The sequence below is a fragment of the Pseudomonas sp. SJZ131 genome (assembly GCF_007828705.1).
Classification (GTDB): Bacteria; Pseudomonadota; Gammaproteobacteria; order Pseudomonadales; family Pseudomonadaceae; genus Aquipseudomonas; species Aquipseudomonas prosekii.
In genome coordinates, this window is sequence record NZ_VIVC01000002.1 from 1,137,536 (window position 1) to 1,156,541 (window position 19,006).

Consider the following 19,006-nt stretch of genomic DNA (forward strand, 5'->3'; position numbering starts at 1 on the left):
CGTTCACTTGAGCAGCTCCCGGCACACAGGTTTGTCGTGGGGCACGCCGAGCAGTTCGCAGACGCTGCCGCAGATTTCGATTTGTTTCGGCGCCGCGTCGGGGTTGAGGCTGAAGGCGTCGCCGAGGACAAACAGCGGCACTTCGCGTTCTTCCGGCAGCAGGCCGTTGTGCGAGCGGTCGTTGTTCATGCCGTGGTCAGCGGTCACCAATACCTGGTGGCCGGCGTCGAGCCAGGTTTGCAGGTAATCGGCGAGGATGATGTCGGCCGAGCGCGCGCTGTTACGGTATTGCGGCGTGTCGAGGCCGTGCTTGTGCCCGGCGTCGTCGATGTTCATCGGGTGGATCAGCAGAAAGTTCGGCGCATGGCGCAGGCGCAGGTTTTCCGCGTCGGCGAACAGGTGCGAATCGGGGTAGTGGTCGTTCCAGTAGAAGTGCCCGTGCTGGATCGGCAGCTCGGCGTCGTCGGTGTGACGATCGCGGGCGGCGACAAATGGCGAACGGTTGTACAGCTCGCTGACCCAGTGATAAGCCGCGGCGGCGGTGGTCAGGCCGGCGTCGCGCGCGTAGTGATAGATGCTGCGCTGGTTGGACAGGCGCGAGACGTTGTTGTGGACGATGCCGCTGTCGATCGGCGTAACGCCGGTCAGGATGCATTCGTAAAGCGGTCGGGACAGGGCCGGCAGTTCGCACTCCAGTTTGTACAGCGCTGCGCGTCCTGCGCCAACGTAAGCCTGCAGGTGCCCCATGGCGTGGCGAGCGACCTGGTAATTGAGGCCGTCGAGCACGACAAGGATGACGTTGTGCTTCATAGGGGCGAGAACTCCGCAAAACAGTAGATAACAACAAAACCTGTAGGAGCGAGGCTTGCCCGCGAAGGCGGACTTTCAGCCAACATCAATGTTGAATGTCAGTCCGTCTTCGCGAGCAAGCTTTGCTCCTACAGATGAAGCATCATTTCATTTCAACAATGACTTCTTCGTTCCACTTCTGCGGCAGGGCTTTGGAGGTTTTTTCCCAGGCGTCGGCGTCCTTGATCGGGGTCACGCCTTTGTACTGCTCGTTCGGCAGCAATTTGGCTTGAACCTCGGCCGGCAGTTGCAGGTGTTCGGCGCGGATCGGACGAGCGTTGCCGCGCGCCAGGTTGGTCTGGCCGGCGTCGCTGAAGATGTATTCGCGGGTCAGCTTGGCGGCGTTCGGGTTCTTCGCGTACTTGTTGATGATGGTGGTGTAACCGGAAATCACCGAGCCATCGGACGGGATCAGCACGGTGTAGTCATCCGGGTTGGCCATCTTGGCTTTGTAGCTCAGGCCGTTGAAGTCCCAGACCACGCCGACTTCGATTTCGCCTTTTTCCATGGTGGCGATGGTCGGGTTGGCCATCGACAGACGCCCTTGCTTGGCGATGTCGGCGAACAGCAGCAGGGCCGGTTGAATGTTTTTCTCGTCGCCACCGTTGGCAATCGCTGCGGCCAACACGCCGTTGGCGGCTTGCGCGGCGGTGCTCACGTCACCGATGGACACCTTGTATTTACCGGTTTTCAGGTCAGCCCATTTGGTTGGGGATTCGGAGCCGTGCAGGAGTTTTTTGTTGACGATGAATGCGATGGTGCCGGTGTAGGCCAGCGCCCAGTTGCCGTCGGTGTCTTTGGCCCAGGCGGGGATTTGTTCCCAGGTGGTTGGCTTGTACGGTTGCACAACGCCTTGCTTGACCGCGATCGGGCCGAAGGCTGCACCGACGTCGCCGATGTCGGCGCTGGCGTTGTCTTTTTCAGCGGCGAACTTGGCGATTTCCTGCGCCGAGCTCATGTCGGTGTCGACGTGTTTGAGGCCGTATTTTTTCGCCAGGTCTTCCCACGTGCCTTTCCAGTTCGCCCAGTCATCGGGCATGCCGACGCTGTTGACTGCACCTTCCGCTTTCGCTGCGGCTTCCAGGGTTTTCAAATCATCAGCCGCCATCGCGGCGGTGCACATGGCAATGGTCGAGCCTAACAGTGATGCCAGGAAAAGCTGTTTCATCCGAAGCTCCTTTGGGCGTTTTCAACGCTGCGATTGCGGTGGTGTTGGTCTAGGTCAGCAATACCTGAGCCAATTTAGGCGGACTGCATGACACTTTCATGTCGGCGGTCGCCCGACGGGGCTTTTATTTGCCCGTATCTGGCGGGTGCCCGGTAAGCGTAGACCATGGGCAGCGGCCCGCTGAGCAGGGACTTGGCCGATGTATTGCAAGGTTTGCGCGGGCGCTTTTGATGACCGTTGGGCGGCTTTGTCATCTGTTGGTCATCTGGGCTGCCTAGGCTTGCTGGACGTTGCTCAAGCGGTTTTGGCAGGCAGCGGTGCCCCGATTCAGTGCTGGTCTAGTCCAGATAGGTAACGTTTGATGCGCGATGAGGCAACCAAAGCGGTGACAGCGATTGGCCAGGTGTTGCAGGAGCAACTGGGCCACGGGTTGTTGGCGGCCGGGAGTAAGTTGCCGGCCGAGCGCAAGCTCAGTGAGTTGTTCGGGACGACGCGGATTACCGTGCGCGAGGCGTTGTTGCAGTTGGAGGCGCAGGGGCAGATTTATCGGGAGGAGCGCCGTGGCTGGTTTGTTTCGCCGCCGCGTCTTGCTTATAACCTGATGCAGCGCAGTCATTTTCACGCGATGGTGAGTGCGCAGGGGCGGGTGCCGTCGACGGAGGTGATTTCAGCGCGGTTGCAGCCAGCTTCGGCAGCGGTGTGCGAGTGGTTGCAGTTGCCGGCGTTGTCGAGCGTGATTCAGGTGTGTCGGGCGCGGCGGATTGATGGGCGGTTGGTGTTGTATGTGGAGCATTATCTGAATCCGCAGTTTTTTCCGGGGATTCTCGATTTTGATTTGAATGAGTCGATTACCGAGTTGTATGCGCGGCATTACGATTTGCACTATGGCCGCGTGCGTTTCGAGATTGTGCCGACGGCGTTGTCGGTGGATGCGGCTTCTGCGTTGAGGGTGTCGGTGGGGAGTCCGGGATTGAGGATTGTTCGGGTCAATTATGATCAGCGGGGGAGACTGATCGATTGTGACTTGGAGTTCTGGCGCCATGATGCGATTCATGTCGGGGTTGACGTGATTTGAGTCTGGCGACCTCACAGCCAACCCGGTTTCCCCAAACACACCCAACCCCCTGTAGGAGCGAGGCTTGCCCGCGAAGGCGTCCTCACAGACCACCTGTTTTCCCCAAACACCCCCAATTCCCCCCCTGTAGGAGCGAGCCTGCTCGCGATAACCCCCTCCCACCCAACAAATCCCTCCCAGACTCCCCCAATCCCCCCACTCAAAACCCCATCAAGGCTTCCCATTCGCATACAAATAATCGGTCGCCAACGAAGCCATCGTCCGCACCCCAACCACCAGCGCCGACTCATCCACAAAGAAACCCGGATTATGATTCGGCGCCGCTTTGCTCAAATCCTGATCCCTGGGCGTCACGCCCAAGAAAACAAACAACCCCGGCACTTCTTTCGCATAGAACGAAAAATCCTCCGCGCCGCCCACCAGCGGCCCCTGCACCACGTCGTCTCTCGCTGCCCAGCGCAGGGTCGGCAGCATTTTCTCGGTCAGCGCCGGGTTGTTAATCGTCGGGTCGTATTTCTCGATGATGGTCACTTCGGCTTTCGCGCCGCCGCTTTCGGCGATTTTTTCCACGGTCTGGCGGACGTCGGCGTGCAGTTTTTGGCGGATGCCGTAGTCGTAGGAGCGGATGGTCCCGGTCATGTCGAGTGATTCGGGAATGATGTTATAGCGCGTGCCGCCGTTGATGGTGCCGATGCTGACCACCGAAGGGTAGGACGATATGTCGGTGCGGCGGCTGACCACGGTTTGCAGGCCGACGATGGTTTGGGCGCCGACGGTGATCGGGTCGATGCCGTCCCAGGGGCGGCCGGCATGGGTTTGTTTGCCGAGGATTTTGATGCGCAGGTCGTCGGAGCTGGCGAGGGTTGGACCTTGGCGGTAGGCGATTTGCCCGGCGGGGACGCCGGCCCAGACGTGCAGGCCGAACACCGCGTCGGGTTTCGGCGATTGCATCGCGCCTTCAGCGATCATCATTTTTGCGCCCCAGGTGTTTGTGCCATCCGGGATGAAGTCGCTCGGGCCTTCTTCGGCCGGTTGGAAGTAGAACACCACCGTGCCGGGCAGGGTTTCGCGCAGGCCTGTAAGAATTTTCGCCGTGCTCAGCAGGATCGCGGTGTGCGCGTCGTGGCCGCAGGCGTGCATCACGTCGACTTCTTTGTTGAGGTAGGTGCCTTTGGCCTTCGAGGCGAATGGCAGGTCACCGACTTCCTTGACTGGCAGCGCGTCCATGTCGGCGCGCAGGGCCACGGTCGGGCCGGGCAGGGCGCCCTTGAGGACGGCGACCACGCCGGTGCGGGCGACGCCGGTTTTGACTTCCAGGCCCATCGCGCGCAGTTGTTTGGCGACCAGTTCGGCGGTGCGTTTCTCGGTGTTACCGAGCTCTGGATGCGCGTGGATGTCGCGGCGGGTTTCCAGCAGTTCGGGTTCGAGCGCCCGGGCTTGTTCGGCAATGTAACTGCGGCTGGTTTCCCGGGTGTCGGCGCCGGCGTGGGCGGCCAGCGCGCCGAACACGGTCAGCAGGCAGGTTTGGGCAATGCGAGTCAGCGGCATCGGTCTTCTCCATGGCTGTTGTTTTTGTTGGCTTCAATGCCTGTGACCGGAGCCGCCGCCCAGAGTGCTATTGCTTCTGCACGCCGCCGCCCGCAGTGATCACCTGCACACTCATCCGCGGCGTCGCCAGATCCAGCCCGGCCTCATCCAAATGCCGTTTCAGCGACAAGTTGAACGCGCGCGACACTTCCCACTGTTTGATCGGCGCCGTCTTGAACCGCGCGCGCAGGATCGCGCTGCCGGACTCGAAACTCTCGACGCCTTGAATCTCCAGCGGTGACCAGATATTGCGGCGTTGCAGCGGGTCGGTGCGCATTTTCTGGCCGACCTCGCGCATCAGTTTGATCGCCTCGTCGATTTCCATGTTGTACGGCACCGCCACGCGGAAAATCGCGTAGCCGAATTCGCGCGAGTAGTTCTTGATGCTTTTGATTTCGCTGAACGGGATGGTGTGGACGATGCCGTCGATGTCGCGCAGGCGCACGGTGCGGATTGTCAGGCCTTCGACGGTGCCGAGGTGGCCGCCGACGTCCACGTAATCGTCGATGGCCAGCGAGTCTTCGATGATGATGAACAGGCCGGTGATCAAGTCGGCAACCAGCGATTGCGCACCGAAACCGATGGCCAGACCGATCACACCGGCACCCGCCAGCAGTGGCGTGACGTTCATGCCCATGTTCGCCAGCGCGACGATCAGCGCGATGATGAAAATCGCCACGAACAGCACGTTGCGGATCAGCGGCATCATCGTTTGCGCCCGCGCGTTGGCCAGGCCTTTGCGCGAACGGGTGAGGGCGTGGTGCACGGCGGTGTCGCTGAGAATCCAGATCAGCCAGGCAAAAATCAGCGTACCGGCGAGGCTGAACAGTTTGACGCTGACTTCATGCCCTTCGCCCTCGGTGAAGGAAATCAGCGACATGCCCCAGACGCGCAAACCGAGCTCGATGAACACCAGCCAGACGAACAAATGCGCGAGGGTGTAGCAGAAGCTTTTCAGGCGCTCGGAATACAGCGCGTGGCGTTTCACCCCGCGTTGCGGTTTCAGTGAATGGCGGCGCACCAGGCCATTGATGACCATGCACAACACCAGCAGGACGGTGCAGATCAGTGATTGGCGCAACGCGGTGCTGGTGTCGCCGGCCGAGAAGAATGTCGCGAACAGCGAAATGCACACCAGCACCAGCGCCGGTACGTACCAGAACGTGCCGAGGATATCGATGGTGTCGCTGAGGGCGCGACGGGTCAGGCGTCGCGACAACGGCTGATTGCGGATCAAATGCGCAATCGGGCGGCGGAAGCGCAGGATGAACAGCCCGGTGGACAGCGCGGCCATGACATTGGCGATGGTCGCTGCGGTGTGCGCCAGGTGCGTGCCGAGGCTGGCGACCAGTCGCGGGTCGCTCAGGGCTTCACCGAACGCGGCGAAACTGCCGATCAGCCACAGCGGCCGGAACGCCTGATGACGCAGGATGTACAAGGCGCGATGGCGATGCGGGCCGTCGAGCACGGAGAACGCAATCACGCAGATCGCCGAGAAACAGGTGCCGACCACCAACGCATACGCGAGCACCATCGCCAGGCTTTTGCCCAGCGAGGACGGCAGCGCGTAGCTCATGTAAACGGTCATCACCAGCGCAATCAGCCACGGCCCGAGCTTGCGCAGGGCGAAGCGCAGCATGTCGAGGGCTTTGGGGTGTTGCGGCAATTCTTCGGTAAGGCCGAAGCGCATGCGCACGCGGTGGCTGATCCAGATCAGCGCGGCGGCGAGCAGGCTCCAGACCATCAGAATCATCGCGAAAGCAAAAATGATCGGCAGCCACTCGCTGGCCGGGAGCATCAGCGCGGAGAATTCTTCCTTGGCCAAACCAAATTCCGTGGACCAGCGGGTGACCGGACTGTCAGCCCCGGAAAACTTGCTTTCGAAACTGGCGAGCGTGCCGCCGATCAAGCCCAGCACGCCTTCTTCGGCGGTCGGTTGGGCTTTTTTGGTGACGTCGCGGAGCTTTTTCAGATCGGCGAGCAGCTTGGTGCGTTGTTGATCGTTTTCCAGCGACTTGATCACTTCGTCGAGCGATTGCCCCAGCGGTGCCTGGGCTTCGGGTTGGGTTTTCGACGAGTTGTTCAGCAGACCGGGCAAACCGACGGCCTGGGCAGAGGCGATCGGCAGCAACGTCATGAGGCAGACAAGGAGGAAACAGGGCAGGGCAAAAAGACGAGCGGACACTAGGTGGTCAACCTCGGGATGAGCGGATCGGCCGAGTGTACGAGCCCGTCAAAATCAATGCGAGCCGGGGCGCGGATTTATTCGTTGAGTTTGGCGAGGATTTTGTAAACGACGGTGGCGAGGATCAGCAGCATGCCGAACCACATGGCGAAGACGCCGGCGTTTTTGTCGCGGAAGTTGAAGCCGATTGCCAGCATGATCATCCCGGCGAGAATCGGGATCAGCATGGCGTGGAAGGAAGACATCGTGATCATGGCGACAGCCTTGTCGTAGGGGATGTTTAAAGTCTAGGTGGCTTTTCGGCGACCGGTGGTAAACACCTGTAGGAGCAAGGCTTGCCCGCGATGGCGATCTCATTGACGCCATCGCGGGCAAGCCTTGCTCCTACAGGGGCGCAGCGTTTATGGCAACTCGCGGCAGGTGTAGAACGCGCTCAGCACTTTGACCAGATGCGCGAGGTCGTGGCTGCCGCACAGTTCGCGGATCGAGTGCATGGCGAACGTCGGCAGGCCGATGTCCACGGTGCGCACGCCGAGGTGGCTGGCGGTGATCGGGCCGATGGTCGAGCCGCAGCCCATGTCGCTGCGCACCACGAAGCTTTGCACCGGCACTTCTTCGGCCATGCACAGATGGCGGAAGAACCCGGCGGTTTCGCTGTTGGTGGCGTAGCGCTGGTTGCTGTTGACCTTGATAACCGGGCCGGCGTTGAGTTTCGGGCCGTGGTTGGCGTCGTGTTTCTCGGCGTAGTTGGGATGCACGCCGTGAGCGTTGTCGGCCGAAATCAGCAGCGATTTCTGAATCGTGCGGACGAACTCGTCACCTTCCGGCAACAAGCGGCGCAGCGTCTGTTCAAGCATCGGGCCGTCGGCGCCGCATGCCGAGCAGGAGCCGACTTCTTCGTGGTCGTTGGCGACAAACACACAGGTTTCGTCGGTTTCGGTGGTCAGCAACGCTTGCAGGCCGGCGTAGCACGACAGCAGGTTGTCGAGGCGCGCGCCGGCAATGAAATCGCCGTGCAAGCCAATCACTGCAGCGCTTTGCGTGTCGTAAAAGCTCAGCTCGTAATCAAGCACCACGTCGGCGTTCAGCCCGTGTTCGCGCGCCAGTTGATCGGTGAGCACGGCGCGGAAGTCCACGCGTTCGTCACCGGCAAATTGCGCGAGGATCGGCGGCAGTTCGGTTTGCGCGTTGATCGCCCAACCCATGTTGGCTTCACGGTTGAGGTGAATGGCCAGGTTGGGAATGGTCGCGATCGGCGCCTTGAAGTCGACCAATTGGCTTTCGACTTTGCCATCGCGGCGGAAGGTCACGCGGCCGGCCAGCGACAGGTCGCGGTCGAACCACGGTGCCAGCAGCGCGCCGCCATAAACTTCGACGCCCAACTGCCAGAAACCCTGGCGTTGCAGTTCCGGTTGCGGCTTGACCCGCAGGCACGGGCTGTCGGTGTGCGCGCCGACCATGCGAATGCCGCCGTGCAGCGGCGAGTGACGGCCCATCTTGAAGGCGACAATCGAGGAATCATTGCGGGTGACGTAGTAACGGCCGTTGGTTTCGACGACCCACGGTTCACGCTCGTCGAGACGCGAGAAACCTGCCGCTTCCAGACGCTGAACAAGGCTGGCAGTGGCATGAAACGGGGTAGGGGAGGCCTTGAGGAAGTCGATCAGGCCTTGGTTCAACTCTTCGCGCATAAGAAACTCCAGACAGCAATGGGCGCGAGTTTAACGTATTGGCCGCAGAATTGGCGGTGGGCTGATGTCGGGTTGCCGATGAAGGGGACTTGGAATGATGCCCTGTGGGAGTGAGCCTGCTCGCGATGGCGATGCATCAGCCAACATCAATGTCGGATTTGAGATCGCTATCGCGAGCAAGCTCGCTGCCACAGGTTATTTACACGACTTCAGAACGGTGCGGGGCATTCGAAGCGCAGGCGTTCGCCGGTTTGCGGCTGGGTGAAGCTCAGCATGCTCGCGTGCAAACACAGGCGCGGCCAGGCAGCCAGGGCCTGTTCGTGGGCGTAGAGGCCGTCGCCGAGCAGCGGATGGCCGATCGACAGCATGTGCACACGCAACTGATGCGAACGGCCGGTGATCGGCGTCAGCTCGACGCGACACCAGTCGCCGCAACGTTCCAGCACGCGCCAGAACGTCAGGGCGTTCTTGCCGAATTCGTGATCGACCACATGCCGGGGTTTGGTCGGCGGGTCGTAGCGCAACGGCAAATCGATGCTGCCGCTGTCCAGTTCCGGTTGGCCCCAGCACAGCGCGGTGTAGGCTTTTTCGGTTTCGCGGTCGTGAAACTGTCGAGACAATTCGCGGTGCGTGTCCGGGTCGCGGGCCAGCAGAATGATGCCGGAGGTTTCCCAATCCAGCCGATGGACGATGCGCGCTTCCGGGTAGCCGTTTTCTTGCAGGCGGGTAATCAGGCAGTCCTTGTTGTCATCGGCCCGGCCGGGCACGGAGAGCAACAGGGTCGGTTTGTTCACCACCAGAACGGCGGCGTCCTGATGAATGATCTGGATGTTCGACAACGGCATTAAAACAGCCTCGTAACAAACGCCAACGGCGACTCAGGTCCTCGCGCCCCCTGTAGGAGCGAGGCTTGCCCGCGAATTGCGTCAACTCGGTGTGTCAAATACACCGAGTTGCCTGGGTTCGCGAGCAAGCTTCGCTCCTACACGGGGCGCAGGCCTGAGTCGCCGTGGCTCCTGCGGGTTCGACTAGCGATCCGGCAGGGTGATATTGAGTTCCAGAATCGAGCAGCTACCCTGGTTTTCCAGAGCAACGTGCACGTCATCGGACCCGATATTGACGTACTTGCGGATCACTTCCACCAGTTCCTTCTGCAAGGCTGGCAGGTAATCCGGGGTACTGCGTTGGCCGCGTTCATGCGCCACGATGATCTGTAGACGCTCTTTCGCTACCGACGCGGTACTAACCTTTTTACTGGCACGAAAGAAGTCAAAAAGATTCATTATTTACCTCCAAACAGGCGCTCGAAGAAGCCCTTCTTCGTCACATCGAGAAAACGATGTGCCTTTTCTTTGCCAAGGAGGCGATCAACCGCGTCGCCGTAGGCCTGACCGGCGTCGCTCTGGTCGTCGAGAATCACCGGCACGCCAGAGTTGGAGGCTTTCAGCACCGCTTGGGATTCCGGAATGACGCCCAGCAGGGTCACCGCGAGAATTTCCTTCACGTCTTCAACGCCGAGCATTTCGCCGTCGCTGACGCGCTGCGGGTTGTAACGGGTCAGCAGCAAGTGTTCCTTGATCGGCTCTTCGCCACGTTCGGCGCGACGCGACTTGCTCGCCAGCAGGCCGAGCATGCGGTCCGAGTCACGTACCGAGGACACTTCCGGGTTGGTCACGATGATCGCTTCATCAGCGAAGTACATCGCCAGGTGCGCGCCTTTCTCGATACCGGCAGGGGAGTCACAGACCACGAACTCAAATTGTTCCTTGAGCTCCATCAGGACTTTTTCCACGCCTTCCTGGGTCAGCGCGTCTTTGTCGCGGGTCTGACTGGCGGCCAGCACGTAGAGGTTTTCCAGACGTTTATCTTTGATCAGCGCCTGCTGCAGGTTGGCTTCACCGTTGACCACGTTGACGAAGTCATACACCACGCGACGTTCGCAACCCATGATCAGGTCGAGGTTACGCAAACCGACGTCGAAGTCGACGATCACTGTTTTGTGGCCGCGCAGAGCGAGGCCGGTACCGATAGCGGCGCTGGTGGTGGTCTTACCCACACCACCCTTGCCGGATGTAACCACGAGAATCTTGGCCAAGGTGTTTCACCCCTAAGGAAAAAGGACATTTAGCCCCTGAAAAACATCTCTTGAAAAACTACTGCAGTCGGACAGCCTTGGCTGGAATCCGGTCCTGGGCGGCACTTACTTTGGGTAAACACTGCTTGTGGCCTTTTTCCTACTTCGTTTGAGCCGTTTTCGCTACGTTTTAGAGATGCTTGGAAAATGCGGCAGTATCCGTTAAAGACGAATGATGTTCAACACGTCGCCCGACAGGCTGACTTGAACGCCCGAGCCCCACAGTGGATCGCGGCGCAGGTCTTCGGAAACCTTGTAATGGCCGGCGATGGAGAGCAGTTCAGCGCTCATCTGCTGACAGAAAATTCGTGCTTTCCAGTCGCCTTTTACCCCGGCCAGCGCACGACCGCGCATCGGGCCGTATACATGGATGTTGCCATCGGCGAGAAGTTCCGCACCCGGACTGACCGAGGAAATCACCACCAGATCGCCACCCTGGGCATAGATCTGTTGGCCACCACGTACTGGCGACGTGATGACTTTGGTCGGTTTGATCGTCGGCTCCGGCGGTTTTTCCGGTTTTTTCACCACCACGCCTTCGTTCGGGTCCAGCGGTCGCTCACGCGCGCCGGACGGCGGCAGCACCGGCAGGTCGACGGCGATGGCAGCAGCGATGTCTTCGATGCGGCTGGCGCGGATCGCCAAAGTGCGCAGGCCGTGCGAGCGGCAAACGCGCATCAGGCCCGGCAAATCGACGGCGCCTTCGCTCGGCGGCAGCTTGTCCAGCGCCAGCACCAGCGGCGCGTTGCTGAAGAAATTCGGCGCCTGGGCGACCTTGGCGGCCAGTTGTCGATCGAGGCTCTCGAGGTCGTTACGCGCCAGCTCCAGCACCGTAATGGCGAGCATGCTGCCCTTCAACTGGAACACGGGATCTTGGTCTAGCGGTTCGGTTTGGCTCATGGTCGGCATACAACGGCTTGTCACTAAAAGTGCCGAGACTTATAACGAGAACGCCCGCAGGCCGCAAGCCGGGTCGAACGATGTAGAATGCGCGGCCATTGTCTTTCCGGAACCTTTAATGGATCGCCCGCGTTTTCGTCCAGCATTTCTTTCTCCGCGTTTCTGGCCGCTGTGGTGCGGGCTGGGGCTGTTGTGGCTGATCGTGCAGTTGCCGTATCCGGCGCTGCTGTTTATCGGTCGCGTCCTGGGCTCGCTGATGTACCGCGTGGCCGGCGACCGACGGCGCATTGCCAAACGCAATCTTGAACTGTGTTTCCCGGAAAAATCCGCGGCCGAACGCAAGCGCCTGCTCAAGGAAAACTTCGCCTCCACCGGCATCGCGTTCTTCGAAATGGCCATGAGTTGGTGGTGGTCACGCGAGCGTCTGGCCAAATTGGCGCATGTCGAAGGCCTGGAGCATTTGCAGAAAGCCCAGCGCGACGGCAAAGGCGTGATTCTGATGGCGCTGCACTTCACCACGCTGGAAATCGGCGCGGCGTTGCTTGGCCAGCAGCACACCATCGATGGCATGTACCGCGAACACAAAAATCCGTTGTTCGACTACATCCAGCGTCGCGGTCGCGAGCGGCATAACCTCGATTCGCTGGCGGTGGAGCGCGAAGACGTGCGCGGCATGCTCAAGTTGCTGCGCGCCGGCCGGGCGATCTGGTACGCGCCGGATCAGGACTACGGCGCCAAGCAAAGCATCTTTGTGCCGCTGTTCGGGATTCAAGCGGCGACTGTCACCGCGACCAGCAAATTTGCCCGCTTGGGCAAGGCGCTGGTGGTGCCGTTCACGCAGGAGCGTCTGGCGGACGGCAGCGGTTATCGGTTGGTGATTCATGCACCGCTCGAAGGTTTCCCCGGCGAAACCGAAGAGGCCGACTGCATCCGCATCAACCAATGGGTCGAAGGCGCCTTGCGCGATTGCCCGGAGCAATACCTCTGGGCCCATCGCCGCTTCAAGAGCCGCCCGCCCGGCGAGCCCAAGCTGTACGCAAAACGCGGCTGAACCACGAGCCCCTGTAGGAGCGAGGCTTGCCCGCGAAGGCTTCACCTCGGTTTCTGGGTGTCGCAGATGACGCCTTCGCGGGCGAGCCTCGCTCCTACAGGTTTTGTGTTAGACAGGGCTGGAATAATGATCCCGTCCAGCACCATGGAGCGTTGTGCATGAATCCAGGCGAACCGGTTACAGGATTGATTCTTTCCGGCGGCGGGGCTCGGGCGGCGTATCAGGTGGGCGTGCTGGCGGCGATTGCCGAATTGTTGCCGGTGGGCGCCGACAATCCGTTTCCGGTGATCGTCGGCACTTCCGCCGGGGCGATCAACGCGGTCAGCCTGGCCAGCGGCGCGATGGACTTTCGCAGCGCCATCGAGCGCCTTACCGCGTTCTGGCAGGGCTTTCGCAGCCATCAAGTGTTGCGCAGCGATTGGCCGGGGGTGATCCATCAGGCCGCGCGGTTTGTCAGTCGCAGCCTGTTGGGTATCGGCGCGCCGGTGCCGGTGGCGCTGCTCAACAGTTCGCCGTTGCGCAATCTGCTCAACGAAAAATTACAGATGAACGGCATCGCCGAGGCCATCGCGCGCAAGCAGTTGCAAGCCGTGGCGGTGACCGCGTTCGGTTACGAATCGGGGCAGGCAGTCACGTTTTATCAGGGCGGCGGGACGATTGAAGCGTGGTTGCGTCATCGTCGCATCGGCGTGCCGACCCAATTGAGCGTGGAACATTTGCTCGCCAGTTCGGCAATTCCGCTGTTGTTTGCGCCGGTGAAAATCGGCGACGAATTTTTCGGCGATGGCGCGGTGCGGCAGTCGGCGCCGATCAGCCCGGCGCTGCATCTTGGCGCCACGCGCGTGTTGGTGGTCGGCGTCAGCGGCAACCCGCGCGGCGTCGATCCCGCGCAACCGCTGCAACGCGCGTACACCGGCCAGCAGCCGACGCTGGCGCAGATCGGTGGGCACATGCTCAACAGCACGTTCATCGACAGCCTGGAAAGCGATATCGAGTTGTTGCGCCGTCTGAATCAGTTCAGCCATTTGCTCCCCGATGGCACGCCAACCCGCGCGCTGGGCGTGGCGCCGGTGGAGGTGCTGGTGATTTCCCCGAGCCAGCCGATCGATGAAATCGCTGCGCGCCATCGCCAGGAATTGCCGGCGGCGCTGCGCCTGTTTTTGCGCGGGCCGGGGGCGACCAAGACGAGCGGGGCGGGGGTGCTGAGTTATCTGCTGTTCGAGGCGGGGTATTGCAGCGAATTGATCGAGCTGGGGCGGCGCGATGCGTTGGCCAAGCGCGCGGAGTTGTGCCGGTTTTTGGGGTTGTCGGAGGCGGTTGTTTCAGCTTGAAACCGGCGCTGATGCCATCGCGAGCAGGCTCACTCCCACAGGGATACGCGATCACCTGTAGGAGCGAGGCTTGCCCGCGAAGGCGTCTTTTCAGACGCCGCCGGATCAGAAGTGAAACTTCACCAAGAAGCTCGTCACGTTCTGGTTGGTGGTGAACGCACGGGTGTCGTCGATCCCGTATTTGTTCTTCCAGTAGTCGTACTCGACACCGACGTAGAGCTGCTTCTCGCCGAAATTAAGCGCCTTGCCCAAGTCGTATTTCACCTGCGGGTTGAAGTGCAGGTTGGCGTGGTAATCACCCTTGGAATTGGAGTCGTTGTCGACCACCCAGTCCATGAAACCGTCGATCAGGATGTTCGAGTTGCCCACCGGAATCGTGTAAGCCCACACCGGGGTAATCTGCCAGACGTTGTCGCCGGCGCGCGCGCCTTCGGTCTGACGCTGATAGAAGTTCAGCTGGAAGTAATCAAAACCCGGGATCGCCAGGTCGAAACCCGGACCGATCAGGTACGACTCGGTATCGCCTTCACCGAACTCATACGTCATCGCCAGCAACACATCTTTGATCGGGCCGAATTCGATCTTCTGGTCAAGCACCTTGCCCAACGAAATACGCGGGCTGAACTCGCCGTAGTAAGTGTTCGGGCCAACGTTGAAATCCTTGTCACCGTTGTAAAAGATCTTGTCGAGGAAGAAGAAGTTGTCCCCATATTTCCAGCCGTCGGCGTGCTCGAAAGTGACGGTTTGCTGGATCGCCGGATTGACTTTGAAGTCTTTGCCATACAGGTAGGTCAGGCTGTTGTCCTGCCACTGCAGCAAGTCGCCGGCCATCGCCTGGCCGCCGGCCAGCAAAGAGCCCGCGAGCATCAGGCTGGTGCACGTACGTTTCATTCGGTTGCTCCCAAAAAGTAGGTGGTTCCACGTTGTTTTTCTTAGGTCGGCGCTCTGGTGTGGCGCCTTTTTTCGTTGCGCTGAAAATTCATCCAATCGGTCAGCTTCAGTGCAGTTAGCAAGAGCTGAGCCAAGGCTTCCAAAAAGCAAAAAAACTCCCGCTCGGCTGTTCTGAAACAGTCGATTGAGAGGTTTTTTGGGGTGCCTTGGTACCGTCCAGAGCCGGGATAAGTTGGCTTTCTGGTCAGGAATTAAATCCGGGCTTTTTTTTAAAGCGGATTCGGGCGGCGGCGGAGAATACTGACTCCTTCGCCAGGTCTCAAGTGCCCCGCAACAGAGCACCGACGACAAGTGTGGGGCAATGTTGCGGGCCATCTCAGAAATGCACCTTGAGCAACAGGCTGGCGGTGTTTTGGTTGGTGTCGAGATTGGTGCTGTTCTCGACCCCGTACTTGTTTTTCCAGTAGCTGTATTCGGTGCCGACGTACAGCTGTTTTTGGCTCCAGCCAAGCGCTTTGCCGAGGTCGTATTTGAGCTGCGGATTGACGTGCAGGTTGGCGTGGTAGGTGCCGCGCGAATTCTGATCGTTGTCCACCACCCAATCGATGTAACCGTCGAACAGCAGATCCGAATTGCCCAGCGGAATGCTGTAGGACCACGCCGGGGTGATCTGCCACACGCCGTCGCCGGGGCGCGGGCCGTCGGTCTGGCGGCGATAGAAGTTCAGGGTGAAATAGTTGAAACCCGGCACCGCGAGGTCGAAGCCCGGGCCGATCAGGTAAGCCTCGCTGTCGCCTTCGCCGTACTCGTAAGTCATGGCCAGCAGCACGTCTTTGATCGGGCCGTATTCGAGGCGTTTGTCGAAGATCTTGCCAAACGACAGGCGTGGGCTGAACTCGCCGTAGAAGGCGTGACGACCTTTGTTGCGGTCTTCTGCACCGTTGTAAAAAATCTTGTCGACGAACAGAAAGTTGTCGCCGTATTTCCATTTATCGGCGTGCTCGAAAGTGACCGTCTGCTGGATCGACGGATTGATCGCGAAGTTCTTGCCGTACAAATAGCTCAGGCTGTTGCTCTGCCACAGCAGCAGGTCGCCGGCCATGGCTTGACTGGCGGCGAGCAGGCCAGCGCTTAACAGCAGATTGGTTTGCGTGCGATTCATCTGATGCTCCCTGTTGTTTTTATTTTTTCAGGCGCAAAGCTGTTGCTGCCCCTGTAGGAGCGAGCCTGCTGGCGATGGCGGTGAATCAGTCAACGATGATGTCGGGGCTGATGACGCTATCGCGAGCAGGCTCGCTCCTACGGGGTTGCGTAGGTGTTGCTGTTAGTGCTGGTGCGCGTGGCAGTCGTTGATCGCGGCGCGTTCCTTGCCGCCGAGAATGTTGAACAGCAGGTTCAGCGCCAGCGCACTCAGAGTCGCCATCGCGATACCGCTGTGGGTGATCGGGCTCATCCACAGTGGCAGGTGCGCGAAAAACTCCGGACGTACCACCGGGATCAGGCCCATGCCGATGCTCACCGCCACCAGCAATTGGTTGCGGCGGTCACCGATGTCGGCTTCCTGGAGAATCTTGATCCCGGTGGCCGCGACCATGCCGAACATCGCAATCGCCGCGCCGCCGAGTACCGCCGGTGGAATCGATGCGACCAGAAATGCCGCTTTCGGCAGCAGGCTCAAGAGGATCAGCAAGCCGCCGGCAACGATTGTCACCGAGCGGCAGCGCACGCCGGTCATCTGCACCAGGCCGATGTTCTGTGCGAACGAGGAGTGGGTGAAGGTGTTGAAGAACCCGGCGAAAAACGACGCGCCGGCATCACACAACAAGCCGCGACGGAGCATCCGGGGGCAGACTTCCTGGCCGGTGATCTTGCCGAGCGCGAGGAACATGCCGGTGGACTCGACGAAGATGATCACCACCACCAGACACATCGACAGGATCGGCGCGAGTTCGAATTTCGGCATGCCGAAGTGCAGCGGGGTGACGATCTGCAACCATGGCGCCTCGGCCATGCCGCTGAGGTCGACCATGCCGATCACGCCGCAAATCGCGTAGCCCAGGCACATGCCGATCAACACCGAAATGTTCACCCAGAAACCGCGCATGAAGCGGTGCACCAGCAGGATGGTCGCCAGCACCAGGGCGGCGATGGCGAGGTAAATCGGTGAGCCGAATTGCGTGGCGCTGGCACCGCCGCCCGCCCAATTCACGGCGACGGGGAACAGCGACAAACCGATCGAGGTGATAACCGTGCCGGTCACCAGTGGCGGGAAGAAGCGCACGACTTTGGACATGAACGGCGCGATCAGCATGCCGAAGAACCCGGCGGCGATGGTTGCGCCGAAAATCCCTTGCAGGCCAATCCCCGGCATGCCGGCCATGGCGACCATGCTGCCGACAGCGGCAAAACTGGCGCCCATCATCACTGGCATGCGAATGCCCATCGGGCCGATGCCCAGCGACTGGACAATGGTGGCGATGCCGGCGACCAGCAGGTCGGCGTTGATCAGGAAGGCGATTTCTTCACGACTCAGGCCAGCGGCCTGTCCGATGATCAGCGGCACCGCGATGGCACCGCCGTACATCAGCAGAACATGTTGCAGACCGACCAGGATCAGTTGCAAAAGGGGCAAACGCTGAATGGCGGGTGCGTCGGGGATGCGCGCTTGGGATAGCTCGGACATGCAACACCTCGGATCTTTTTTATTCTTGTGATTTTGTGCATCAGGCGACCGCTGCGCGGCCAATCGCGGGCAAGCCTCGCTCCTACAGGTCCTGTGTAAATCCTGTAGGAGCGAGGCTTGCCCGCGAAGCTTTCAACGATTAATTGGTCTGGGCTCCCTGCACAATCCACGCACCGATCAGGTCACGTTCCTGCTGGGTCATCTGGGTGATGTTGCCCAGTGGCATGATCTGGCTGGTGACCGCTTGCGCCTGGATCCGCGCGGCGTTCTGGCGGATCTGGTCAGGGGTATCGAACATCACGCCGGCCGGCGCGGCACTGAACAACGGGCTGGTCGGTTTGGCCGAGTGGCAGACCGAGCAACGTTCCTGGATCACGCTGTGCACCTTGTCGAAACTCGGGCCAGCGTTGGATGCCTGGGCCGGTGCAGCGGCAGGCGCAGCAGGTTTCGCGTCAGCGGGTTTGGCCCCGCCACCGATTGCGGTTTCCGGCAACGGCTGGTACTCGATGGTGCCAGGCGCCTTGGCCACTTCCGGTGAACTCGGCATTTGCGCCGGGCCAGTCACGTAGGCCAGGCAGATCATGCCGACGGCGGCGACCGGCAAGGTCCAGGCGAACTTGTGGCTGTCGTGACGGGTGTTGAAGTAGTGACGCACCAACACCGCCAGCACCGCGATCCCGGCCAGGATCAGCCAGTTGTATTGGCTGCCGTAGGTGCTCGGGAAGTGGTTGCTGATCATGATGAACAGCACTGGCAAGGTGAAGTAGTTGTTGTGCCGCGAACGCAACAGGCCTTTGGCCGGCAGTGCCGGATCGGGCGTGCGGTTCTCGGCAATCGCCGCTACCAGTGCACGTTGCGCCGGCATGATGATGCGGAACACGTTGCCGACCATGATGGTGCCGATGATCGCGCCGACGTGCAGGTACGCACCACGACCGCTGAACACTTTGCTGAAGCCGTAAGCGGCGCCGATGATCAGCACAAACAGGATGAAACCGAGCAGGGCAGGGCGTTTGCCCAGGGCCGAGTCGCAGAGGAAGGAGTAGACGAACCAGCCGACGAACAACGAAGCGATGCCCAGGGCAACACCTTCAGGGCCGGTCAGGCTGCTGCCGGGTGCCAGCAGGTAGAGCGTCGGGTTGGAGTAGAACACCACGCACAGCAGCGCGATCCCCGACATCCAGGTGAAATAGGCTTCCCATTTGAACCAGTGCAGGTTGTCCGGCATGGTCGGTGGAGCCAGTTTGTATTTTTCCAGGTGATAGATACCGCCGCCATGGATCGCCCACAGATCGCCGGCCAGACCACTTTTCGGGTTGACCCGATTGAGGTTGTTTTCCAGCCAGACGAAATAGAACGACGCACCGATCCAGGCCACGCCAGTAATCATGTGAACCCAGCGCACGCTCAGGTTCAGCCATTCCAACAGATGTGCTTCCACAGTCTTTACCTCTCGCCTGT

Annotated in this window: 17 protein-coding genes; 3 read left to right on the forward strand and 14 right to left on the reverse strand. The window is 60.5% G+C overall.

Annotated elements, in window-relative coordinates:
- Positions 1-3 precede the first annotated feature (3 nt).
- A complete protein-coding gene (locus FBY12_RS12245) occupies positions 4-810 on the reverse strand; it encodes an alkaline phosphatase family protein (RefSeq protein ID WP_121734225.1) in 807 nt (268 codons plus the stop codon).
- A gap of 142 nt (positions 811-952) precedes the next feature.
- Positions 953-2,017, reverse strand: a complete 1,065-nt coding sequence (locus FBY12_RS12250; RefSeq protein ID WP_145252999.1) for an ABC transporter substrate-binding protein — start codon at positions 2,015-2,017, stop codon at positions 953-955.
- Between the two features lie 361 nt (positions 2,018-2,378).
- Here FBY12_RS12250 and FBY12_RS12255 point away from each other — a divergent pair, with 361 nt between their 5' ends.
- Positions 2,379-3,092 (forward strand): UTRA domain-containing protein, encoded by a 714-nt coding sequence (locus FBY12_RS12255; protein WP_145253000.1) that lies wholly within the window; start codon positions 2,379-2,381, stop codon positions 3,090-3,092.
- 210 nt (positions 3,093-3,302) lie between these two features.
- Here FBY12_RS12255 and FBY12_RS12260 read toward each other — a convergent pair whose 3' ends face one another.
- The 8 genes from FBY12_RS12260 to minC all read right to left on the reverse strand — a co-directional run bounded on the left by FBY12_RS12260 (position 3,303) and on the right by minC (position 11,589).
- Positions 3,303-4,640 (reverse strand): amidohydrolase, encoded by a 1,338-nt coding sequence (locus tag FBY12_RS12260; RefSeq protein ID WP_145253001.1) that lies wholly within the window; start codon positions 4,638-4,640, stop codon positions 3,303-3,305.
- 67 nt (positions 4,641-4,707) lie between these two features.
- Entirely contained in the window at positions 4,708-6,864 is a 2,157-nt protein-coding gene (locus FBY12_RS12265) for a mechanosensitive ion channel family protein (protein ID WP_121733421.1), read from the reverse strand.
- Positions 6,865-6,941: 77 nt separating this feature from the next.
- On the reverse strand, positions 6,942-7,118 hold the full coding sequence (locus tag FBY12_RS27670) for a hypothetical protein (protein ID WP_178111750.1): 177 nt from the start codon (positions 7,116-7,118) through the stop codon (positions 6,942-6,944).
- A gap of 147 nt (positions 7,119-7,265) precedes the next feature.
- A complete protein-coding gene (locus FBY12_RS12270) occupies positions 7,266-8,555 on the reverse strand; it encodes a M18 family aminopeptidase (RefSeq protein ID WP_145253002.1) in 1,290 nt (429 codons plus the stop codon).
- A 209-nt stretch (positions 8,556-8,764) separates the two neighbouring features.
- The gene (locus tag FBY12_RS12275; RefSeq protein WP_092271155.1) at positions 8,765-9,400 is read right to left on the reverse strand and encodes an RluA family pseudouridine synthase; all 636 of its coding nucleotides are present in this window, start codon (positions 9,398-9,400) and stop codon (positions 8,765-8,767) included.
- Between the two features lie 183 nt (positions 9,401-9,583).
- Positions 9,584-9,838, reverse strand: a complete 255-nt coding sequence (gene minE / locus FBY12_RS12280; protein WP_007898843.1) for a cell division topological specificity factor MinE — start codon at positions 9,836-9,838, stop codon at positions 9,584-9,586.
- Positions 9,838-10,650, reverse strand: coding sequence for a septum site-determining protein MinD (gene minD, locus FBY12_RS12285; RefSeq protein ID WP_145253003.1), 813 nt, complete (start codon positions 10,648-10,650; stop codon positions 9,838-9,840). Before minD ends, minE begins: the two co-directional genes overlap by 1 nt.
- 201 nt (positions 10,651-10,851) lie before the next feature.
- Positions 10,852-11,589 (reverse strand): septum site-determining protein MinC, encoded by a 738-nt coding sequence (gene minC, locus FBY12_RS12290; protein WP_121733490.1) that lies wholly within the window; start codon positions 11,587-11,589, stop codon positions 10,852-10,854.
- Positions 11,590-11,707: 118 nt separating this feature from the next.
- On the opposite strand from minC, the gene FBY12_RS12295 reads away from it, so the two are divergent.
- Positions 11,708-12,640 carry a lipid A biosynthesis lauroyl acyltransferase gene (locus tag FBY12_RS12295; protein ID WP_145253004.1) on the forward strand — a complete coding sequence of 311 codons (933 nt, stop codon included), beginning with the start codon at positions 11,708-11,710 and terminating at the stop codon, positions 12,638-12,640.
- 158 nt (positions 12,641-12,798) lie between these two features.
- Positions 12,799-13,971, forward strand: coding sequence for a patatin-like phospholipase family protein (locus FBY12_RS12300; RefSeq protein ID WP_145253005.1), 1,173 nt, complete (start codon positions 12,799-12,801; stop codon positions 13,969-13,971).
- Positions 13,972-14,076: 105 nt separating this feature from the next.
- Here FBY12_RS12300 and FBY12_RS12305 read toward each other — a convergent pair whose 3' ends face one another.
- The 4 genes from FBY12_RS12305 to FBY12_RS12320 all read right to left on the reverse strand — a co-directional run bounded on the left by FBY12_RS12305 (position 14,077) and on the right by FBY12_RS12320 (position 18,986).
- Positions 14,077-14,862 (reverse strand): outer membrane protein OmpK, encoded by a 786-nt coding sequence (locus FBY12_RS12305; protein WP_121733425.1) that lies wholly within the window; start codon positions 14,860-14,862, stop codon positions 14,077-14,079.
- Positions 14,863-15,238: 376 nt separating this feature from the next.
- Positions 15,239-16,024: an outer membrane protein OmpK gene (locus FBY12_RS12310; RefSeq protein WP_145253006.1), complete on the reverse strand. Its 786-nt coding sequence runs from the start codon at positions 16,022-16,024 to the stop codon at positions 15,239-15,241.
- A 162-nt stretch (positions 16,025-16,186) separates the two neighbouring features.
- Positions 16,187-17,545: a nucleobase:cation symporter-2 family protein gene (locus FBY12_RS12315; RefSeq protein WP_092271131.1), complete on the reverse strand. Its 1,359-nt coding sequence runs from the start codon at positions 17,543-17,545 to the stop codon at positions 16,187-16,189.
- A 139-nt stretch (positions 17,546-17,684) separates the two neighbouring features.
- On the reverse strand, positions 17,685-18,986 hold the full coding sequence (locus FBY12_RS12320) for a urate hydroxylase PuuD (RefSeq protein WP_121733427.1): 1,302 nt from the start codon (positions 18,984-18,986) through the stop codon (positions 17,685-17,687).
- Between the last annotated feature and the right edge of the window lie 20 nt (positions 18,987-19,006).

Bases quoted from the DNA above. Each gene is read 5' to 3' on its own strand.
- FBY12_RS12245 (WP_121734225.1), bottom strand. From the start codon at position 810: ATGAAGCACAACGTCATCCTTGTCGTGCTCGACGGCCTCAATTACCAG.
- FBY12_RS12250 (WP_145252999.1), bottom strand. From the start codon at position 2,017: ATGAAACAGCTTTTCCTGGCATCACTGTTAGGCTCGACCATTGCCATG.
- FBY12_RS12255 (WP_145253000.1), top strand. From the start codon at position 2,379: ATGCGCGATGAGGCAACCAAAGCGGTGACAGCGATTGGCCAGGTGTTG.
- FBY12_RS12260 (WP_145253001.1), bottom strand. From the start codon at position 4,640: ATGCCGCTGACTCGCATTGCCCAAACCTGCCTGCTGACCGTGTTCGGC.
- FBY12_RS27670 (WP_178111750.1), bottom strand. From the start codon at position 7,118: ATGATCACGATGTCTTCCTTCCACGCCATGCTGATCCCGATTCTCGCC.
- FBY12_RS12270 (WP_145253002.1), bottom strand. From the start codon at position 8,555: ATGCGCGAAGAGTTGAACCAAGGCCTGATCGACTTCCTCAAGGCCTCC.
- FBY12_RS12275 (WP_092271155.1), bottom strand. From the start codon at position 9,400: ATGCCGTTGTCGAACATCCAGATCATTCATCAGGACGCCGCCGTTCTG.
- minE (WP_007898843.1), bottom strand. From the start codon at position 9,838: ATGAATCTTTTTGACTTCTTTCGTGCCAGTAAAAAGGTTAGTACCGCG.
- minC (WP_121733490.1), bottom strand. From the start codon at position 11,589: ATGAGCCAAACCGAACCGCTAGACCAAGATCCCGTGTTCCAGTTGAAG.
- FBY12_RS12295 (WP_145253004.1), top strand. From the start codon at position 11,708: ATGGATCGCCCGCGTTTTCGTCCAGCATTTCTTTCTCCGCGTTTCTGG.
- FBY12_RS12300 (WP_145253005.1), top strand. From the start codon at position 12,799: ATGAATCCAGGCGAACCGGTTACAGGATTGATTCTTTCCGGCGGCGGG.
- FBY12_RS12305 (WP_121733425.1), bottom strand. From the start codon at position 14,862: ATGAAACGTACGTGCACCAGCCTGATGCTCGCGGGCTCTTTGCTGGCC.
- FBY12_RS12310 (WP_145253006.1), bottom strand. From the start codon at position 16,024: ATGAATCGCACGCAAACCAATCTGCTGTTAAGCGCTGGCCTGCTCGCC.
- FBY12_RS12315 (WP_092271131.1), bottom strand. From the start codon at position 17,545: ATGTCCGAGCTATCCCAAGCGCGCATCCCCGACGCACCCGCCATTCAG.